The sequence below is a fragment of the Cedecea sp. AS113 genome (assembly GCF_037152415.1).
In the GTDB taxonomy this organism is placed as follows: domain Bacteria; phylum Pseudomonadota; class Gammaproteobacteria; order Enterobacterales; family Enterobacteriaceae; genus Cedecea.
On sequence record NZ_JBBCMI010000010.1, the window covers coordinates 159133 to 177760 of the forward strand.

An 18628-nucleotide genomic window follows, 5' to 3' on the forward strand; every position below is an offset into this window, starting at 1 on the left:
AAGGAATTGAAATCATTGAATTAATGGTAAATGTTAAAAACATATCTTTTTATATTCAGATACCGCAAAATACAACGTATAGCACCGACAGTGAAACGCAGGATAAATAAACGACAGCAAAACAAAATACACAATTAATTCATTAGACATCTAATTAATAACGGCCGTTCTAATTTTATTTAGTTTTGTACCGCATCAGCGGATGAGTTATTTTTTAATGTGATTACATTAGGCATGTCCAGCAAAATTTTATCTTTGCCCGCTGCGGCCAACACCTCTGCTCCAGGCATGATGTCATAAACCGCATAACTATTTACATATTTATACTAAAAGCCTGCATCTATGACTTTTCAAGCGCTTACCCCGACTGTGTATTCAGCTGAAACGCATAAGCATTTTTTGCAGCACGTTTAGCCACTAGCGTGATCCCACGCACGCTTTAAATCCAGCTACAGTTAATAGGCTTCTTTGCGTTCACGTTCTCGCTGTGTGATTTATGAGGAGTTCTCAATGGAATATAAAGATCCAATGATTGAGCTGCTTAGCAGTCTTGAGCAGATTGTTTTTAAAGATAATCAGGCCGTTAGCCTGAGTCAGAAACCCAGCGCCTTCTCGGAGTTTGAGCAGCTACGTAAAAGTACCGGACTAAAAATCGATGATTTTGCTCAGGTGATGGGGGTCAGCGTAACGATGGTGCAGGAATGGGAGTCCAGACGACTCAAGCCCTCCATCACCGAACTGAAATTAATGCGTCTGATTCAGGCCAACCCAGGCCTTAGTAAACAGTTAATCAGTTAGAAAACCGCTGTACCGCAAGAAAACAACCCCGCCATGACGCGGGGTTTGTCATTAATAAGCCACCGTCTTAGCTCCAGTCTCTGGCAACATCGTAGTGGGTACTAAAGAAAATCAGCGCCTGCTGCCAAAATCACTGTCCTCGCTCACCCCGTGAATCATCCGGGTTACCTCTTCGCAACGATGAATTTTTCCAGCCAGTAAGGTAAATCGGGCAAACACTTCGAATTCACTCCATTCAGCCTCATTTTTCTCGACCTTTACATAGTGCTGCGTAAATACGGTGTCTCCTTCCCCAACGGCCGCCTTAACTGTCAGATGAATTTTTTGGGTCTGCACTTTTAGCGCGCTCATATGATTAATGAAGTCATCATAGCTCAGTGATTTGCCATCGACGATTTGCCGGTAATCCGCAGCAAAGTACTGTGCAATTTTTTGTTCATCATGCTCGGGGCTACAAATAATTTCCTGTAATGCGTCAATGACGCTCTGGCTTTGCGATTTCATAGAAAACTCCTTTTGTTGGAGCCCCCAGTCTACAAAGCATTAATAACTGGATAATATCCGTATCAAGACAACTTTTACGGTTAATCAGCCATATGATAAAAACACAAAAAATTGATTATTTGCGTCAACACTCAACGCCCTGGCACAAACATACCTCGGGACAGCTTTATTGGCTTGAGCAGGGCGTGATGGTGATTGAAACGCTACAGGCGCAGTGGCACGTTACCGCCGGCACGCTGGGTTGGTTTCCCACCGGAATAGAGCACCGGGCCTGGTTTCCGGGCAACGTCAAAGGAAGCAGCCTTTATCTCTCTGCAGCCTCCTGCACCTTATTCCCACCTGAACCGGGGATTTATGGGGTCGACCATTTTGTGTTTGCGCTGCTGGCGCGTTTAGAACTTAATGTTAACCAACCCCTGTCATCTGATTATTTATGTAGCCTTCTCACGCTCTTGAGCCATGAAATAAAGCAGCTCCCACAATGGCCTCTCGAGCTCACTTTGCCTTCGGATCGCCGGGCGCGTAACGTTGCAGAGGAATTATTGAGACATCCCGCCACCAGGCTCGATCAGGCGCAGCTTGCTCATCAATGGGGACTAAGCGTCAGAAATCTCAGCCGTTTATTCAATCAGCAAACCGGGTTAAGTTTCAGCCAGTGGCGGCAACAGGCGAAAATAGTGTCCTCACTCCAGTGGATAACTTCGGGTTTACCCATCGGTGAAGTCGCCGAGCGAAGCGGCTACAGCAATATCAGCGCTTACATAGAGGCGTTTCGGTTGAGATTTGGCAAGACGCCCGGACAATTTAAAGTGTCATCCTGCCAGCCGTCAGCAGGATGAATCATGCCTATTCGCGGAGGGTGGAATCGGAAGTCCTGTACCTTCGGAACCCTCCCGGAGTCTCTTCGCTCAGCACTGGCAATGAAAAAAATCAGAACGTTTCCCAGTTTGCATCAGAGGCTGAGGCCGTTTGCGGTTTCAACGTCGCTGGCTGCGGGCGAAGTTTTTCCTGCACCGCCTCCACACGGCGTCCGCCGGATTGCTGGAGCTGGAAAACCGCCACCGCCAGGCGTAGCTCGCTCGCCTGGTCTTCCAAAGCCGCAGCGGCAGAAGCGGACTCTTCCACCAGCGAGGCGTTCTGCTGGGTCACGCTATCCATCTCAGATACCGCCTGCGCCACCTGTTCAATGCCTTTGCTTTGCTCTTCAGAGGCCGACGCAATTTCGCCCATGATGTCAGTCACGCGGGTGACCGCCGAGACGATCTCTTTCATGGTCGCGCCCGCCTCTCGCACCTGGCTGGAGCCGGTATCAATGCGCGACACCGAGTTTTCAATCAGCACTTTAATCTCTTTCGCCGCCTGTGCGCTGCGGCTAGCCAGCGTTCTGACTTCTCCCGCAACCACGGCAAATCCACGCCCTTGCTCACCCGCACGCGCAGCTTCTACCGCGGCGTTCAGCGCCAGAATGTTGGTTTGGAAAGCAATGCTGTCGATAACGCTGGTGATATCCACGATTTTGCCAGAGCTTTCGGCGATTTCGTTCATGGTGCTGACCACGCTATCCACCACGCGCCCGCCTTTTTGCGCGGTTTCGGAGGCGTTTTTCGCCAGACCGGTGGCCTGACGAGCGTTATCGGTGTTCTGTTTCACGGTCGCGGTCAGTTGCTCCATGCTGGCCGCCGTCTCCTCCAGCGCCGCCGCCTGCTGCTCGGTGCGGGAGGAAAGATCGCTGCTGCCGGCAGAGATTTCGCTGGCACCGGTGTAAATAGAATCCGCATTGTCACGCACCACGCTCACGGTCTTCGCCAGCGATTGCTGCATGGATTTAAGTCCGGCAGACAGGCGGCTCATTTCGCTGCGCCCTTCGGCGTCGATCGTACGAGTTAAATCCCCCTCAGAGATCGCCTGGATATGCCCCATTACGTTTTTCAGCGGGCGCAGCAGCACGCGCTGCAGCCCCAGCCAGATAACCACCAGCGCCGCGATGACAATCAGTAAAATGGTGCCCAGCGTCCAGAGCATACCGGTATAGCTGCTTTGGTTCTCCGCGCTGGCGGCCTTCAACAGCCGGGTGTTCTGAGTCAGCCACTGGCCGTAAACGGCTTTGAAATCGTCCTGAGCCTGCTGGGCGTCGAGGTTGCCATAAGCCTGGTAGTTATCGGTCTTCAGGAACTGAATAGACTGGGCCATGACGTCGTGCATTTGCTTGAAGCTGGCCGCCGCTTTGTCGTCGAGGGCTTTATCCTGACCCGGCACATCGTCGGAATCCATGTAGCTGGAGAACTGCTTTTGCGCGTCGGCCAGCAGCACACCGGCATTCGTTAGTAGCTTGTTTATCGCCTCCAGCGAGGCAGGATCGCGCTGATTTTTCAGCACACGAATCGCCACGCGGTTGATGGTGACGCGAGTTTCAACCAGCGTCTGGAAGCTGCCGCCCAGCTGCTGCTGCTGGTAGTTCAGCAGGCCGGTATTCTGGAAGTTAAGGCGATCGCTGCTGACGGAGGAGTAGTACAGAGCCCCGGTCACCAGCAAGAGCACGCTGAAGATCCCCAGCGTAGTGACAATTCCGGTGATAACTTTGATATTTTTCATAGCGCCCAACGTTCCTGAGGTAATGGCCGATATGAGATATATCGGTTCGGCGCAGATTTCCCTTACCGCCTGTGACGCGACTTTTTGTTAATCCATTGATATTTGAAAGTAAAAAAATTAATAAAAAAACCCGCCGAAGCGGGTTTTGGGATTTAGTCACAACACAAGGCAATTACTGCAGCAGAGAGATGTCCGCCACCTGCAGGAACAGCTCGCGTAGCTTGGTCAGCAGCGTCAGGCGGTTAATACGCAGATCTTTATCTTCTGCGTTTACCATCACTTTGTCGAAGAACTCATCCACCGGCTCGCGCAGATTCGCCAGCTCTTCCAGGGCTTCCTGGTAACGGCCTTCAGCGAAGTACGGCTGTAGCTTATCGCGCAGCACGACAACGTTGGTCGCCAGGCGAATTTCTTCGGCTTCTTTCAGCACGGTGGCCTGTACGGTGTCGTTCAGCACTTCGTCAGACTTGGCAAGAATGTTGGAAACACGCTTGTTCGCCGCCGCCAGAGACGCCGCCGCTTCCAGAGTACGGAAGTGGGAAACCGCCTTCATGCGAGCATCGAAATCAGCCGGTTTGGTAGGACGACGCGCCAGTACCGCCTGGATGGTGTCAACCGCGTGGCCTTCTTCCTGATACCAGGTACGGAAGCGCCCCAGCATAAAGTCGATAACCTCATCCACCACGTTGGTGTTGGTCAGCTTGCTGCCGTAGAGGCGAACCGCTTCTTCGGTCAGGGTCTGCAGATCCAGCGGCAGGTTTTTCTCGACGATAATACGCAGCACGCCCAGCGCGGCACGGCGCAGCGCAAACGGATCTTTGTCGCCTTTCGGATGCTGGCCGATGCCGAAGATGCCCGCAAGGGTGTCCATCTTGTCGGCAATCGCTACCGCACAGGCTACAAGGTTAGACGGCAGAGCATCGCCCGCAAAGCGTGGCTGGTACTGCTCGTTCAGCGCAACAGCCACGTCTTCCGCTTCGCCGTCGTGGCGCGCGTAGTGCATGCCCATCACGCCCTGGGTGTCGGTAAACTCGAACACCATGTTGGTCATCAGGTCGCACTTGGACAGCAGGCCTGCACGGGTCGCGTGGTTCACGTCGGCACCAATCTGGCCCGCAATCCAGCCGGAAAGGGCTTCGATACGGTTGGTTTTGTCGCGCAGGGTGCCCAGCTCTTTCTGGAACAGCACGGTTTCCAGACGCGGCAGATTGTCTTCCAGGCGTTTTTTGCGGTCGGTATTGAAGAAGAACTCGGCATCTGCCAGGCGCGGGCGAACCACCTTCTCGTTACCGGAGATGATCTGCACCGGGTCTTTGGACTCGATGTTCGCCACGAAGATGAAGTTCGGCAGCAGTTTGCCGTCGGCCGCGTAGACCGGGAAGTACTTCTGGTCACCCTTCATGGTGTAAACCAGCGCTTCAGCAGGCACGGCCAGGAATTTCTCTTCGAACTTCGCGGTCAGCACCACCGGCCATTCCACCAGCGAGGTGACTTCTTCCAGCAGGCTTTCGCTCAGATCAGCCTGACCGCCGATTTTACGGGCGGCTTCTTCGGCATCACGTTTGATGACGGCTTTACGCGCTTCGTAATCGGCAATGACCTTCCCGCGCTCCAGCAGGATCTGCGGGTACTGGTCGGCATTGTCGATGGTGAACTCCGGCTCGCCCATAAAGCGATGGCCGCGAATGACGCGGGCGGACTGAATGCCCAGAATAGTGGCAGGGATCAGTTCGTCACCCAGCAGCAGCGTCACGGTGTGAATCGGACGCACGAACTGGATATCGGACGCGCCCCAGCGCATCAGCTTAGGAATCGGCAGCTTAGCCAGAGAAGTAGCGATCATGTTCGGCAGCAGAGCCTGCACGCTTTCGCCCTTCACGTGGGCGCGATACATCAGCCACTCGCCTTTGTCGGTAGCCAGACGCTCGGCCTGGTCAACGGTGATCCCACAGCCACGAGCCCAGCCTTCGGCGGCTTTGCTTGGTTTACCTTCAGCATCGAATGCCGCAGACACCGCAGGGCCGCGTTTTTCGACTTCGCGATCCGGCTGTGAAGCCGCCAGATTAGCAATTTTCAGCGCCAGGCGACGCGGGGCAGCAAACCATTTTACTTCGCCGTGGGCGATGTTGGCCGCATCCAGCTCGGCGGTAACGTTGGCAGCGAAGGATTCAGCCAGGCTGCGCAGGGCTTTTGGTGGCAGCTCTTCAGTGCCGATCTCCACCAGAAAAGTTTTTTCAGACATGGCGGCCTCTTAGTTTTTCTTATTGCACATCGGGAAGCCAAGCGCTTCACGAGAAGCGTAGTAGGCTTCGGCCACGGCTTTGGTCAGGGTGCGAATGCGCAGAATGTAGCGCTGGCGCTCGGTCACGGAAATGGCCTTGCGCGCATCCAGCAGGTTAAAGCTGTGGGCGGCTTTCAGAATACGTTCGTAGGCCGGGAGCGGGAGCGGAGTTTCCAGCGCCAGCAGCTGCTGCGCTTCTTTCTCGTACTGCTCGAAGCAGGTGAACAGGAAGTCCACGTCGGCGTATTCGAAGTTATAGGTGGACTGCTCCACTTCGTTCTGGTGGAACACGTCGCCGTAGGTGGTTTTCCCCAGCGGGCCGTCGCTCCACACGAGGTCGTAAACGCTGTCTACGCCCTGAATGTACATGGCCAGGCGCTCTAAACCGTAGGTGATTTCGCCGGTTACCGGCTTGCACTCGAGGCCGCCAACCTGCTGGAAGTAGGTGAACTGCGTCACTTCCATGCCGTTGAGCCAGACTTCCCAGCCCAGGCCCCACGCGCCAAGCGTTGGGTTTTCCCAGTTATCTTCCACGAAACGAATGTCATGGATCTCCGGATCCATACCCAGCTCTTTCAGCGACCCGAGGTACAGCTCCTGAATGTTGTCCGGAGAAGGCTTAATCACTACCTGGAACTGGTAGTAGTGCTGTAAACGGTTCGGGTTTTCGCCGTAGCGGCCATCGGTAGGACGGCGGGACGGCTGCACATAAGCGGTGGCCATTGGCTCCGGCCCTAAGGCACGCAGGCAGGTCATCGGATGAGAGGTGCCTGCGCCCACTTCCATGTCCAAAGGTTGAACAATGGTGCAGCCCTGGCGAGCCCAGTAGTCCTGTAAAGTCAGGATCAGGCCTTGAAAGGTCTTGGTATCAAACTTTTGCATGTTGAATTCGCACGCGTTCGGTGGATTTAAGAGAAGCGGCCAGTATATACGCAAACGCGGTCGAGTTGTATCAACACGGCAACGGAACGGCCGTGAGGGAGAAAGGCGTCAGGTTGTTGCGCGTTGGTTGAGGTTTTCGCGGCTGGAAAGGTGTGAAAATTGACCGCTTTCGTCAAACGAACAGGTAAACCCCTCTTTGCGGGCGGTGCTGCCCATCATTTCGTAGCTGGCCTGATACTGCTTAAAATCTGACAGATTAATACGCTGCGGCTGGGTGTTGTAGCGATAAGCGGCCTGATTTTTACAGGCAAGCTCCATTGCTTCGGTGTGAACCACCGGGCGCAACTTCTGCGCGACCTGGCCTTCCTGCGGCGTAGAACTGCAGGCGCTGAGCATTAACGCCAGAAAAGCGGTTAAGAGGAGCCTATTTTTTCTTTCTGCCATCATCATTCGCTACCAGTACGTTAAACTCGGTTTCTTATGTCAACTCCTCGTGCAGCAGGCATTTTGCGAAGCCGCCACGGGGATAGCAAGATGCGCCGGGCAAACTCAGACATTTCCGGACACGGGTAAGCAAGCGGGTTCAGAGGGACGAATGCAGCAAAAAATAAACTGGATAGACAACCTTCGGGGCATCGCCTGCCTGATGGTGGTCATGATCCACACCACAACCTGGTACATCACGAATCCACACACCGTCACCGCGTTTAGCTGGGACTTTTCAAACGCTCTGAACTCGGCTTCTCGCGTCAGCGTCCCGCTGTTTTTCATGATTTCCGGCTACCTGTTTTTTGGTGAACGCAGCGCGCAGCAGCGGCACTTTCTACGGATAGCCAGCTGCCTGCTGTTTTATAGCGCCATTGCGCTGCTGTATATCTGGCTGTTTACCCCCATCAGCACCGGCCTTGCGCTACGCTATATCCTGGTCAAGCCGGTGTTCTACCACCTGTGGTTTTTCTTCGCGATTATGGTGATTTACCTGCTTTCACCGCTGATACAGGTCAAGAAAGTCAGTGCCGTGACAATTCTGGGGCTGATGGTGCTGCTCGGCGTGGTGGCCAACCCCAACACGGTGCCGCAGACGGTGGGCAATATGCGCTGGCTGCCCGTTAACCTCTACATCAACGGCGACACCTTCTATTACGTGCTTTATGGGCTGCTTGGCCGGGCGATTGGGATGCTCGAAACCCAAAGAAAAGGCGTCAGCGGCCTGGCAGGCGGCCTGTTTGTGATTTGCGTCATCTCCATTGCGCTGGGCACGCATCGGCAGTTGGAAATCAACAAAAACTTCGCCGAAACCTTTTACGTCTACTGCGGGCCGCTGGTGTTTATCGCCGCCATCAGCCTGCTGGTCGTCGCCAAAAACTGCCTGAACCAGCGCCCGCTGCCCGGCCTGACGTTTATCTCACGCTACTCGCTGGGTATTTATGGGTTTCATGCGCTGATTATCCATTACCTGCGTACCCATAATATCGAGCTGACCCACTGGCCAGTGCTGGATATTCTGTGGATCTTCGGCGCGACGCTGGCGGGCAGCCTGCTGCTGGCCGTTGGGCTGGGAAAACTTGACCGCAAAAAGCTGGTGAGTTAAGCGTCGCGGCTGCGGCCTCTGGCCCGATGAAGCTGGCGCGGAGAGGAAAACCCGGCGGCGCTGGCGGCCTGTTCCATACGCTGCCCCTGCTGCAGCCGCTGTTCCGCCACCGCCAGCCGGAGCTGTTCCAGGTAGTCGCGCACGGAAATGCCCAGGTGATGCTGAAAAAGGCGGGATAAATGTCGGGGGCTGACGTGAACCCGGTTAGCAATTTCCGGGATCGGCCAGGCAGCCTCAGGTGCAGCCGAAAGCAGATCCTGCGCGCGATGCACCGCCGGGTGAATGTGGTTCCGGTAGCGAAGCCAGGGCGAAAGCTGCGGATCGTCTCCCGAACGGCGGAACCAGACCACCATCTCTCTGGCAACATCGAGTGCCATCCGTGGCCCGCAGTGTCGGTTAATCAAATGCAAAGCGAGATCGATCCCCGATGTGATCCCTGCGCTGGTCCATATACCGCGATCTTCCACAAAAATGCGGTTATCTTTCACCTGCGCGCCCGGCGCAGCGGCTTTCAGTCTTTCAAGCACGTCATGGTGCGTTGTGCACTGAATGCCGTGCATCAAACCCGCACGGGCTGCCAGCAGCGCCCCGGAACAAACGCACATCAGATTAAGCTGCTGGCTGTGGATTTGCGGCTGCAGCCGGGTTAACCACCGCCGGACTTCTTCCGCCTGCGGCGTGGCAAAAAAGCGGTTTGAATCGCATACGCCGGGCAGCACCAGCAGACTTCCGGCGGGAAGGGTCTCAGGTAACGGCTGAATACCGCTGAACGTCAGGCCGATAGAGGTTTCGACCTCAGGGTCCGGGCCAATGTAGTGCAGATCAAACGCGTGCCTCGCCAGCACCAGCGTTTCCGCCGGGCCGCTCAGATCGAGGGACAAAACCCCCGGCAGCACCACAAACCAGACCCCCACACTCATTCCAGCGACTCCAGGCACTCGGCTACGGTTTGAATTTCGGCGAACCGCCCTGCCAGCACGGTTTCGGTGCGGTGGCGCAGGGTGGCGGCGTCCAGCGTAACGCCTTTCCAGGTCATCGGGAAGGTCAGCATCGCCTCGCTAACAAAAGAAATCCGGTAGCCCAGGTCGGAGGCCACCCGCGCAGTGGTTTCGCAGCATTGTTCGGTACGGATCCCACAGATAATCAGGTGGTTGATGTCTCGGGCACGGAGCCAATGATCCAGCCCGGTGTCGGTAAACGCGTTGTGGACGTGTTTCTGGAAACTGACCGCAGGCTGATGGCGTAAAAATGGCATCGGCGTAACAAACCCGGAGGCCAGCGAAAAGACATCGTCTTCATCCACATGGAAGATATCCACCACCGGCACACCTTTCTGCTGGCAGCCTGCAATGAGTGCCAGCATCGCCTGTTGGAACGCCGGGACATCATCCTCCCGCCAATAATCCAGGTGAAAGAAAGACTGCTGGGTATCAATATTGATCAGCGCTGTACGTGACATTTTCGGACTCCTTGTTAGTGAGGTTAAAACCATTCTGACAAGGGATTTCACGGTTGCTAATACCAAAAACGGACAGGATAGTGTTGGTTTGAGACGATGAACGCCTCGCTGTACGTCCAGCATCTTCTTCAACCGCAATTTATTCCCTCTCCCTGGAAGGGAGAGGGAATAAATCATGCCAACCTTAGCTTGTGATCCCCCTTGCCACCTTGAGGGGAGGAATAAGGTGAGGGGAAAGTGAACACGACACTCAGGACATCAGCGGCAGCAGCTGCTGATAAATCTGGTTAAAGACCTGGCGCCGCCCGGCATAGCGCTGATGGCGAGCCAAATCAGGCTGATGCCTTTGCTCCAGCGGCGGCTGAGGTAACAGAGTCTGTAAAGGCTGGCCCGGTGAGAGCGCGATTTGCGCCAGGCGCGCCGCCCCAAGCGCGGGCCCAACGTCGCCGCCGGTGCGGTAATCCAGCACCTGGCCGCTGATATCCGCCAGCATTTGCCGCCAGTACGGGCTACGTGCGCCGCCGCCAATCAGCGTGACGCTGTCCGGCGTAATACCGCATTCGTGCACAACGTCCATGCCGTCCGCCAACGCGTAGCCCACGCCTTCCAGCACCGCGCGGGCAAGCTCGGCGGGGCCGTGCTGATGGGTCAGACCAAAAAAGGTGCCTTTAGCCTGCGGGTTATTATGCGGAGTACGCTCCCCGGAAAGATAAGGCAGGAACCAAACCACACCGGCGTCCTGATTTGCCTGTTCCGCCGCCGCCAGTAGAGCCGGTACGCTGCCGAGGCCAGTGAGTTTAGCTGCCCAGTCAAGGCAGGAGGCCGCGCTGAGCATCACCGACATCAAATGCCAGCGGTTAGGTAACGCATGGCAAAAACTGTGTACTGCACTTTCCGGCCTGCTGCGGAAGCCGTCGCTGACGGCAAAGTAAACCCCGGATGTCCCGAGCGAAAGCATTGCCTGTCCGGCATCAACCATGCCGACGCCGATAGCTCCAGCGGCATTGTCTCCTCCTCCCGCCACAACGGGCACAGCAGGCATTTTCCAGGCTTCTGCAACTTCTCGCGTTAGTACACCGGTTATTTCACTGCCCTCAAACAATTCAGGCATATGCCGCCGGGAGAGGCGACAGGCATCGAGCATTGTGTCGCTCCAGTCGCGCTTAGCCACATCCAGCCACATCGTGCCTGCCGCATCGGACATGTCGCTGGCGAATTCTCCGGTCATTCTAAGACGCAGATAATCCTTCGGCAGAAGCACTTTATTGATTTGCGCAAAGATCTCCGGCTCATGACGCTCGACCCACAGAAGCTTAGGCGCGGTAAAGCCGGGCATCATCAGGTTGCCGGTTATCGCTCTTGCCTCTTCTACGTTGCTCTCCAGCAGCGCACATTCCTCGCCGCTGCGGCCATCGTTCCAAAGGATAGCCGGGCGGAGTACGCGCTGTTTGCTGTCCAGCAACGTTGCCCCATGCATCTGACCCGCAAGCCCAATCGCCTTTACACCGCTGAGTGCATGTTTCACGCCCAACGCCCGCATTGCACGGTCCGTTGCCTGCCACCAGTGTTCGGGATCTTGCTCGGACCACAGGGAATGAGGCCGGGATACAGTCAGCGGCTCGCTGCATGTAGCCATCACCTCACCTGCTTCACTGAGCAGGATCGCCTTCACGCCTGAGGTGCCAAGATCGATGCCGATATACATGGTAGCTCCTTAATATCGCGCCGCTTTTCAGCGGCGCAAACAAGTTTAGTTATCGAACAAATAGTGGTTAATCAGGTTTTCCAGCCGCTCCTGATGCCCGCTTTGATGCTGCGGGGCCAGCTTGTGCTGCTCAGCGTACTGCGCCAGCTGCGTGAGCGATATCTGCCCTTTAAGAATTTGCTGGCCCAGCTCACTATTCCACCCGGCGTAGCGTTTGGCGACACGTTTATCAAGCTCGCCGTCTTCAACCATGCGGGCAGCCACTTTCAGCGCCAGCGCCATCGTATCCATGGCGCCGATATGACCATAAAACAGGTCATATTTGTCGGTACTCTGGCGGCGCACTTTGGCGTCAAAGTTCAGGCCACCCGTCGTGAACCCGCCAGCTTTCAGGATCTCATACATCACCAGCGCATTTTCCTCGACGCTGTTCGGGAACTGATCGGTATCCCAGCCCAGCTGCGGATCGCCCCGGTTAGCATCCACCGAGCCAAAAATACCCAGTGCAATCGCGCTGGCGATTTCGTGGTGGAATGAGTGACCGGCGAGCGTCGCGTGGTTAGCCTCAATGTTAACCTTTATCTCTTTTTCGAGACCAAACTGCTTCAGGAAGCCGTAGACCGTCGCCACGTCGTAATCGTACTGATGCTTGGTCGGTTCCTGCGGCTTCGGTTCGATAAGCAACGCGCCACGGAAGCCGATTTTATGCTTGTGCTCAACGACCATTTGCATAAAGCGCCCGATTTGCTCGCGCTCCTGCCGCAGGTCGGTATTCAGCAGGGTTTCATACCCTTCACGCCCGCCCCATAGCACATAGTTTTCCCCGCCCAGTTGATGCGTGGCGTTCATTGCCGTCACGACTTGCGTCGCCGCCCAGGTAAACACTTCGGGATCGGGATTCGTTGCTGCCCCAGCGCCGTAGCGGGGGTGGGTAAAGCAGTTAGCCGTGCCCCACAGCAGCTTCACGCCGCTGTCCTGTTGTTTTTGCGCCAGGACTTCCGTCATCTGTGCAAAATTGTTCAGATATTCCTTAAGCGACGAGCCTTCAGGCGACACGTCAACATCATGAAAACAGTAATACGGCACGCCCAGTTTCTGGAAAAACTCAAACGCCACGTCGGCCTTGCGCTTCGCAAGCGCCATAGCGTCTCCGGCCTGCTGCCACGGGCGTTCGAAAGCACCCACGCCGAACATATCCGCGCCCGTCCAGCAGAATGTGTGCCAGTAGCAGGCCGCAAAACGCAGGTGCTCTTCCATGCGTTTTCCAAGAATTAATGCATCCGGATTGTAGTGACGAAACGCCAGTGGGTTGGTGGTTTTAGGGCCTTCAAAACGCACGCGATCGAGTTGGTCGAAATAAGCTTGCATAGTTAACTCCGTCATCAGAAAACTGCGGCAGGATAGCTGGTCAGCTCATCCTGAGTTTTCCCTGACGGTTGCTCAATTACGTTATTTCACTCTGGGATTGAGAGAATACTCAAATGTGCGTCACCTCGCAAAAAAAGAATAAAATAATAAATAAACATCGCGTAACTGCTTCCATAAATTAGTGCAACAGGCTGGTCATTCAATATGAAATCAGATCGCCATCATAATTTTACGATTAAACAAAAAAACATAACGCGAAGATAAAAATCAGTAATTGATGCTTTCTCCATGAACGATAACAATTCAAACCGTCTGCTGATATGAATCACTCTTTATTCCGATAAGCCACTTTCCCCCTACAGGTAAATAACATGAAGATAAAGAACACCTTAGTTACGCTATGCGCCTCACTTATCCTGACCAGCGTAAGCGGCATCGCAAAAGAAGTGAAAATCGGTATGGCGATTGACGACCTTCGTCTGGAGCGCTGGCAAAAAGATCGCGATATTTTTGTGAAAAAAGCGGAATCGTTGGGGGCGAAAGTTTTTGTCCAGTCCGCTAATGGCAACGAAGAAACCCAGATGTCGCAAATTGAAAATATGATTAACCGCGGTGTTGATGTATTAGTGATTATCCCCTACAACGGCCAGGTATTAAGTAACGTGGTTGCAGAAGCTAAACGCGAAGGCATTAAAGTGCTCGCCTACGACCGCATGATTAATAATGCTGACATTGATTTTTATATTTCTTTCGACAATGAAAAAGTCGGTGAATTACAAGCAAAAAGCATTGTGAGTAAAGTGCCGCAGGGGAATTACTTCTTAATGGGCGGTTCGCCGGTGGATAATAATGCGAAATTATTCCGCGCCGGGCAGATGAAAGTATTAAAGCCTTATATCGACGATGGAAAAATTAAAGTCGTCGGCGATCAGTGGGTTGACGGCTGGCTGCCGGAAAACGCGCTGAAAATTATGGAAAATGCCCTGACCGCAAACAATAACAAGATTGATGCCGTTGTCGCCTCCAACGACGCCACTGCGGGCGGTGCAATTCAGGCGCTTAGCGCGCAGGGGCTGGCGGGGAAAGTGGCTATTTCAGGTCAGGATGCCGATCTCGCGGGCATTAAGCGCATTATTGCCGGTACCCAAACAATGACCGTCTATAAACCTATTACCAAACTGGCAGATACCGCCGCCGAAATTGCCGTCGAGCTGGGGGAAGGTAAACAACCAGCCGCAGATGCCACATTAAATAATGGCCTGAAAGATGTTCCCTCCCGCCTCCTGACGCCTATTGAGGTGGAAAAAACCAATATCGACAGCACCGTCATTGCCGACGGTTTCCACAAAAAGAGCGATCTGTAGCCACCGGGCCTGCGCATACGCGGGCCTTCTCTTTCACCAGGAGGAGCCTTATGCCTCATTTGTTGGAAATGAAAAACATCACCAAATCCTTTGGGCAAGTAAAAGCCGTGGATAACGTAAGTCTGGCCCTGGACGCTGGAGAAGTGATGTCGCTGTGCGGTGAAAATGGCTCGGGCAAATCCACGCTGATGAAAGTGCTGTGTGGTATTTACCCTCACGGCAGCTATGAAGGTGAGATCTGGTTTGCCGGTGAGCCGCTGCAGGCGAGTCATATTCGCGACACTGAGCGCAAAGGCATCGCCATCATTCATCAGGAACTGGCGATGGTGAAGCATCTTACGGTGCTGGAAAACATCTTCCTCGGCGTAGAAATTACGCGCCACGGCCTGCTCGACTTCGATGCCATGACGTTACGCTGCCAGAAGCTGCTTGCCCAGGTGAACCTTACGCTCTCCCCGGAAACTCGCGTAGGAGATTTAGGACTGGGGCAGCAGCAATTGGTTGAGATCGCGAAGGCGCTGAACAAGCAGGTGCGGTTGCTGATTCTGGACGAACCCACCGCTTCGCTCACCGAGCAGGAAACCGCCGTACTGCTCAGGATAATTCGCGATCTGCAGGCGCACGGCATCGCCTGTATTTATATCTCCCACAAGCTCAATGAAGTCAAAGCCATTTCCGACACCATCTGCGTGATTCGCGACGGGCAGCCCATCGGCACCCGTGAAGCCAGGCAGATGAGCGAGGACGATATCATCACCATGATGGTTGGCCGGGAACTGACCGCGCTGTACCCCAGCGAACCACACCATACCGGCGATGAGATCCTGCGCGTCGAACACCTGACCGCATGGCACCCGGTCAACCGGCACATCAAGCGGGTCAACGATGCCTCTTTTTCTCTGCGAAAAGGGGAAATCCTGGGCATTGCCGGTTTGGTCGGGGCCGGAAGAACCGAGGCGGTGCAGTGTCTGTTTGGCGTTTGGCAGGGGCGCTGGGAAGGAAATATCTACATCGATGGGCAGCAGGTTCGTATCAATAACTGTCAGCAGGCTATCGCTCACGGCATCGCCATGGTGCCGGAAGATCGTAAGAAGGACGGCATCGTGCCGGTCATGGCCGTGGGGCAAAACATCACGCTTGCCGCATTGAGTCAGTTTACTGGCGCACTAAGCAGCCTGGATGAAGCGCAAGAGCAGCACTGCATGCTGCAGTCGCTGACACGCCTGAAAGTCAAAACGTCATCGCCCAGCCTGGCGATTGGCCGCCTGAGCGGTGGGAACCAGCAAAAAGCAATTCTTGCCCGCTGCCTGCTGCTTAATCCGCGCATCCTGATACTCGATGAACCCACTCGAGGCATCGACATTGGCGCGAAATACGAGATCTACAAACTTATCAATCAACTGGTGCAGCAGGGGATCGCCGTCATTGTCATCTCCTCTGAACTACCGGAAGTGCTCGGCCTGAGCGATCGCGTACTGGTGATGCACGAAGGCCGCATTAAAGCCGATTTGATTAACCATAATCTGACCCAGGAAAAGGTCATGGAAGCCGCCCTGAGGAGTGACCCCCATGTCGAAAAGCAATTTGTCTGAAATGAAACTGACGGCACCAGGCCGCGCCTCCGTTGGGGCATTAAAATCGCTGAATTTGCAGGTTTTTGTCATGATTGCTGCCATCCTGGTCATCATGCTGTTCTTTACGTGGCAAACGGACGGCGCTTACCTGAGCGCCCGCAACGTCTCCAACCTCCTTCGGCAAACGGCCATTACCGGCATCCTCGCGGTGGGCATGGTGTTCGTCATTATTTCGGCTGAAATCGACCTCTCGGTTGGCTCAATGATGGGTCTTCTGGGCGGCGTAGCGGCCATTTTTGACGTCTGGCTCGGCTGGCCTCTGCCACTCACGATTGTTGTCACGCTGGCCCTGGGCCTGGTTCTCGGGGCATGGAACGGATGGTGGATTGCCTATCGCAAAGTGCCGTCGTTTATCGTCACGCTCGCGGGCATGCTGGCGTTTCGGGGAATTTTAATCGGCATCACCAATGGCACCACCGTGTCACCTACCAGCGGAGCCATGTCGCAAATCGGGCAAAGCTACCTGTCAGACGGCATTGGCTTTACCGTTGGCGTTATCGGTTTGATGGGCTTTATTGCCTGGCAATGGCGGCTACGCATTCGCCGTCAGGCTCTGGGCCTTGCCGCGCCCGCGTCGGGTGGCGTTGTTGGCCGCCAGGCAATCACCGCCGTGATCGTACTCGGCGCCATCTGGCTGTTGAACGACTATCGCGGCGTTCCCACGCCGGTACTGATCCTTGCGCTGCTGCTGCTCGCCGGGATGTTTATGGCTACCCGAACTGCGTTTGGCCGCCGCATCTACGCCATCGGCGGCAATATTGATGCTGCGCGCCTTTCGGGAATCAACGTTGAGCGTACCAAGCTAGCGGTGTTTGCTATAAACGGCCTGATGGTGGCGATTGCCGGGCTGATTCTTAGCTCGCGCCTCGGAGCAGGCTCACCTTCCGCCGGGAACATCGCCGAACTGGATGCCATTGCCGCCTGTGTTATTGGTGGAACCAGCCTGGCGGGTGGTATCGGCAGCGTTTCCGGTGCGGTGATGGGGGCATTTATTATGGCTTCGCTCGACAACGGCATGAGCATGATGGACGTCCCGACCTTCTGGCAGTACATAGTGAAAGGCGCCATTTTGCTGCTCGCGGTGTGGATGGATTCTGCGACCAAACGCCGGGCGTAATGTGCCTGGCGGGCAAAACGTGCAAACGATCACAATGCCGGGGTGGCGTTCCCCGGCGCGCTCGCGGCTGTGATATGCAGACATCTGGTTAGCTACGGGAAACTATCGGCATGTTTGAGAAACGTCATCGCATTACGCTGCTATTCAACGCCAATAAAGTCTATGACCGTCAGGTAGTCGAAGGCGTGGGGGAATATTTGCAGGCCTCTCAGTCAGAATGGGACATTTTTATCGAAGAGGACTTTCGCGCCCGGATCGATAATATCAAAGAGTGGCTGGGCGACGGCGTGATTGCCGATTTTGACGATCGGGAGATTGAACACTTGCTGGAAAGCGCCGAAGTCCCGATTGTCGGCGTCGGTGGCTCCTACCACACGCCGGAGCACTATCCCTCAGTGCATTACATCGCGACCGACAACCACGCGCTGGTGGAAAGCGCCTTCCTGCACCTGAAAGAGAAAGGCGTGCAGCGTTTTGCGTTTTATGGGTTGCCCGGCTCGAGCGGCAAACGTTGGGCGGCCGAACGAGAGCACGCTTTTCGTCAATTGGTTGCGAAGGAAAAGTACCGGGGCGTGGTTTATCAGGGCATAGAAACGGCACCAGAAAACTGGCAGCACGCCCAAAACCGCCTGGCGGACTGGGTACAAACGCTGCCGCCGCAAACCGGCATTATTGCGGTCACGGACGCCCGAGCCCGACACCTGCTGCAGGTCTGCGAGCACCTGCATATCCCCGTCCCGGAAAAGCTTTGCGTTATCGGCATCGATAACGAGGAGCTGACCCGTTATTTATCGCGGGTCGCGCTTTCGTCAGTAGCACAGGGTACACGTCAGATGGGCTACCAGGCCGCCAAACTGCTACACCGCCTGCTGGACAGCGAAATCCTGCCGCTCCAGCGTGTGCTAGTGCCGCCGGTGAGGGTTGTGGAACGCCGCTCCACGGATTATCGCTCTCTGCATGACCCGGCGGTAATCCAGGCGATGCACTACATCCGCAATCACGCCTGCAAAGGGATCAAGGTCGAACAAGTGCTGGATGCGGTCGGGATCTCACGTTCGAACCTGGAGAAACGTTTTAAAGAAGAGGTCGGCGAGACGATTCACGCGGTAATCCACGCCGAAAAACTAGAAAAAGCGCGCAGCCTACTGATTTCAACTTCTTTATCTATCAATGAAATATCACAGATGTGCGGCTACCCGTCTTTGCAATATTTCTATTCGGTATTTAAAAAAGAGTATGACGCCACGCCTAAAGAACACCGCGATCGCTTTAGCGAAATTTTAGTTTAAACCTCTAAATAACAATGCCCTCCGAAGAGGGCATTGTTTATTTC

At 54.9% G+C, this 18628-nt stretch carries 16 protein-coding genes; 7 read left to right on the forward strand and 9 right to left on the reverse strand.

The features are described from left to right. Positions 1–510: 510 nt before the first annotated feature. Positions 511–798 carry an HTH-type transcriptional regulator gene (locus WFN87_RS14025; RefSeq protein WP_008457638.1) on the forward strand — a complete coding sequence of 96 codons (288 nt, stop codon included), beginning with the start codon at positions 511–513 and terminating at the stop codon, positions 796–798. Between the two features lie 111 nt (positions 799–909). On the opposite strand, the gene WFN87_RS14030 is transcribed toward WFN87_RS14025, so the two are convergent. Further along, on the reverse strand, positions 910–1302 hold the full coding sequence (locus WFN87_RS14030) for a nuclear transport factor 2 family protein (RefSeq protein ID WP_336983238.1): 393 nt from the start codon (positions 1300–1302) through the stop codon (positions 910–912). Between the two features lie 92 nt (positions 1303–1394). Here WFN87_RS14030 and WFN87_RS14035 point away from each other — a divergent pair, with 92 nt between their 5' ends. Next, a complete protein-coding gene (locus WFN87_RS14035) occupies positions 1395–2141 on the forward strand; it encodes an AraC family transcriptional regulator (protein ID WP_336983239.1) in 747 nt (248 codons plus the stop codon). A gap of 91 nt (positions 2142–2232) precedes the next feature. Here the strand turns inward: WFN87_RS14035 and tcp are convergent, their stop codons facing one another. The 4 genes from tcp to WFN87_RS14055 form a co-directional block, all read right to left on the reverse strand. Further along, positions 2233–3894 (reverse strand): methyl-accepting chemotaxis citrate transducer, encoded by a 1662-nt coding sequence (tcp, locus tag WFN87_RS14040; RefSeq protein WP_336983240.1) that lies wholly within the window; start codon positions 3892–3894, stop codon positions 2233–2235. 172 nt (positions 3895–4066) lie between these two features. Further along, positions 4067–6136 (reverse strand): glycine--tRNA ligase subunit beta, encoded by a 2070-nt coding sequence (gene glyS, locus WFN87_RS14045; RefSeq protein WP_008457646.1) that lies wholly within the window; start codon positions 6134–6136, stop codon positions 4067–4069. Positions 6137–6145: 9 nt separating this feature from the next. After that, positions 6146–7057: a glycine--tRNA ligase subunit alpha gene (gene glyQ / locus WFN87_RS14050; RefSeq protein ID WP_039298895.1), complete on the reverse strand. Its 912-nt coding sequence runs from the start codon at positions 7055–7057 to the stop codon at positions 6146–6148. 108 nt (positions 7058–7165) lie between these two features. Then, complete coding sequence (locus WFN87_RS14055; protein ID WP_336983241.1) at positions 7166–7453, reverse strand: YsaB family lipoprotein; 288 nt, start codon at positions 7451–7453, stop codon at positions 7166–7168. 199 nt (positions 7454–7652) lie between these two features. On the opposite strand from WFN87_RS14055, the gene WFN87_RS14060 reads away from it, so the two are divergent. Further along, positions 7653–8648: an acyltransferase gene (locus WFN87_RS14060; protein WP_336983242.1), complete on the forward strand. Its 996-nt coding sequence runs from the start codon at positions 7653–7655 to the stop codon at positions 8646–8648. Here the strand turns inward: WFN87_RS14060 and WFN87_RS14065 are convergent. From WFN87_RS14065 to xylA, 4 genes are all read right to left on the reverse strand, one after another. Continuing rightward, entirely contained in the window at positions 8645–9568 is a 924-nt protein-coding gene (locus WFN87_RS14065) for a GlxA family transcriptional regulator (protein ID WP_336983243.1), read from the reverse strand. The two genes, WFN87_RS14060 and WFN87_RS14065, sit on opposite strands and share 4 nt — an antisense overlap. Next, complete coding sequence (locus tag WFN87_RS14070) at positions 9565–10107, reverse strand: isochorismatase family protein (protein ID WP_336983244.1); 543 nt, start codon at positions 10105–10107, stop codon at positions 9565–9567. Before WFN87_RS14070 ends, WFN87_RS14065 begins: the two co-directional genes overlap by 4 nt. Positions 10108–10357: 250 nt before the next feature. Then, positions 10358–11812: a xylulokinase gene (gene xylB, locus WFN87_RS14075; protein WP_312745230.1), complete on the reverse strand. Its 1455-nt coding sequence runs from the start codon at positions 11810–11812 to the stop codon at positions 10358–10360. A 45-nt stretch (positions 11813–11857) separates the two neighbouring features. Continuing rightward, positions 11858–13180 (reverse strand): xylose isomerase, encoded by a 1323-nt coding sequence (gene xylA / locus WFN87_RS14080; RefSeq protein ID WP_166994889.1) that lies wholly within the window; start codon positions 13178–13180, stop codon positions 11858–11860. A 371-nt stretch (positions 13181–13551) separates the two neighbouring features. Here xylA and xylF point away from each other — a divergent pair, with 371 nt between their 5' ends. The 4 genes from xylF to xylR all read left to right on the forward strand — a co-directional run bounded on the left by xylF (position 13552) and on the right by xylR (position 18584). Then, positions 13552–14544: a D-xylose ABC transporter substrate-binding protein gene (gene xylF / locus WFN87_RS14085; protein ID WP_336983245.1), complete on the forward strand. Its 993-nt coding sequence runs from the start codon at positions 13552–13554 to the stop codon at positions 14542–14544. A gap of 50 nt (positions 14545–14594) precedes the next feature. Next, entirely contained in the window at positions 14595–16136 is a 1542-nt protein-coding gene (locus tag WFN87_RS14090) for a xylose ABC transporter ATP-binding protein (protein ID WP_336983246.1), read from the forward strand. Next, complete coding sequence (xylH, locus tag WFN87_RS14095; protein WP_336983247.1) at positions 16114–17295, forward strand: xylose ABC transporter permease XylH; 1182 nt, start codon at positions 16114–16116, stop codon at positions 17293–17295. The genes WFN87_RS14090 and xylH overlap by 23 nt, the downstream gene beginning before the upstream one ends. A 110-nt stretch (positions 17296–17405) precedes the next feature. Continuing rightward, complete coding sequence (gene xylR / locus WFN87_RS14100) at positions 17406–18584, forward strand: D-xylose utilization transcriptional activator XylR (protein WP_336983248.1); 1179 nt, start codon at positions 17406–17408, stop codon at positions 18582–18584. Positions 18585–18628 lie beyond the last annotated feature (44 nt).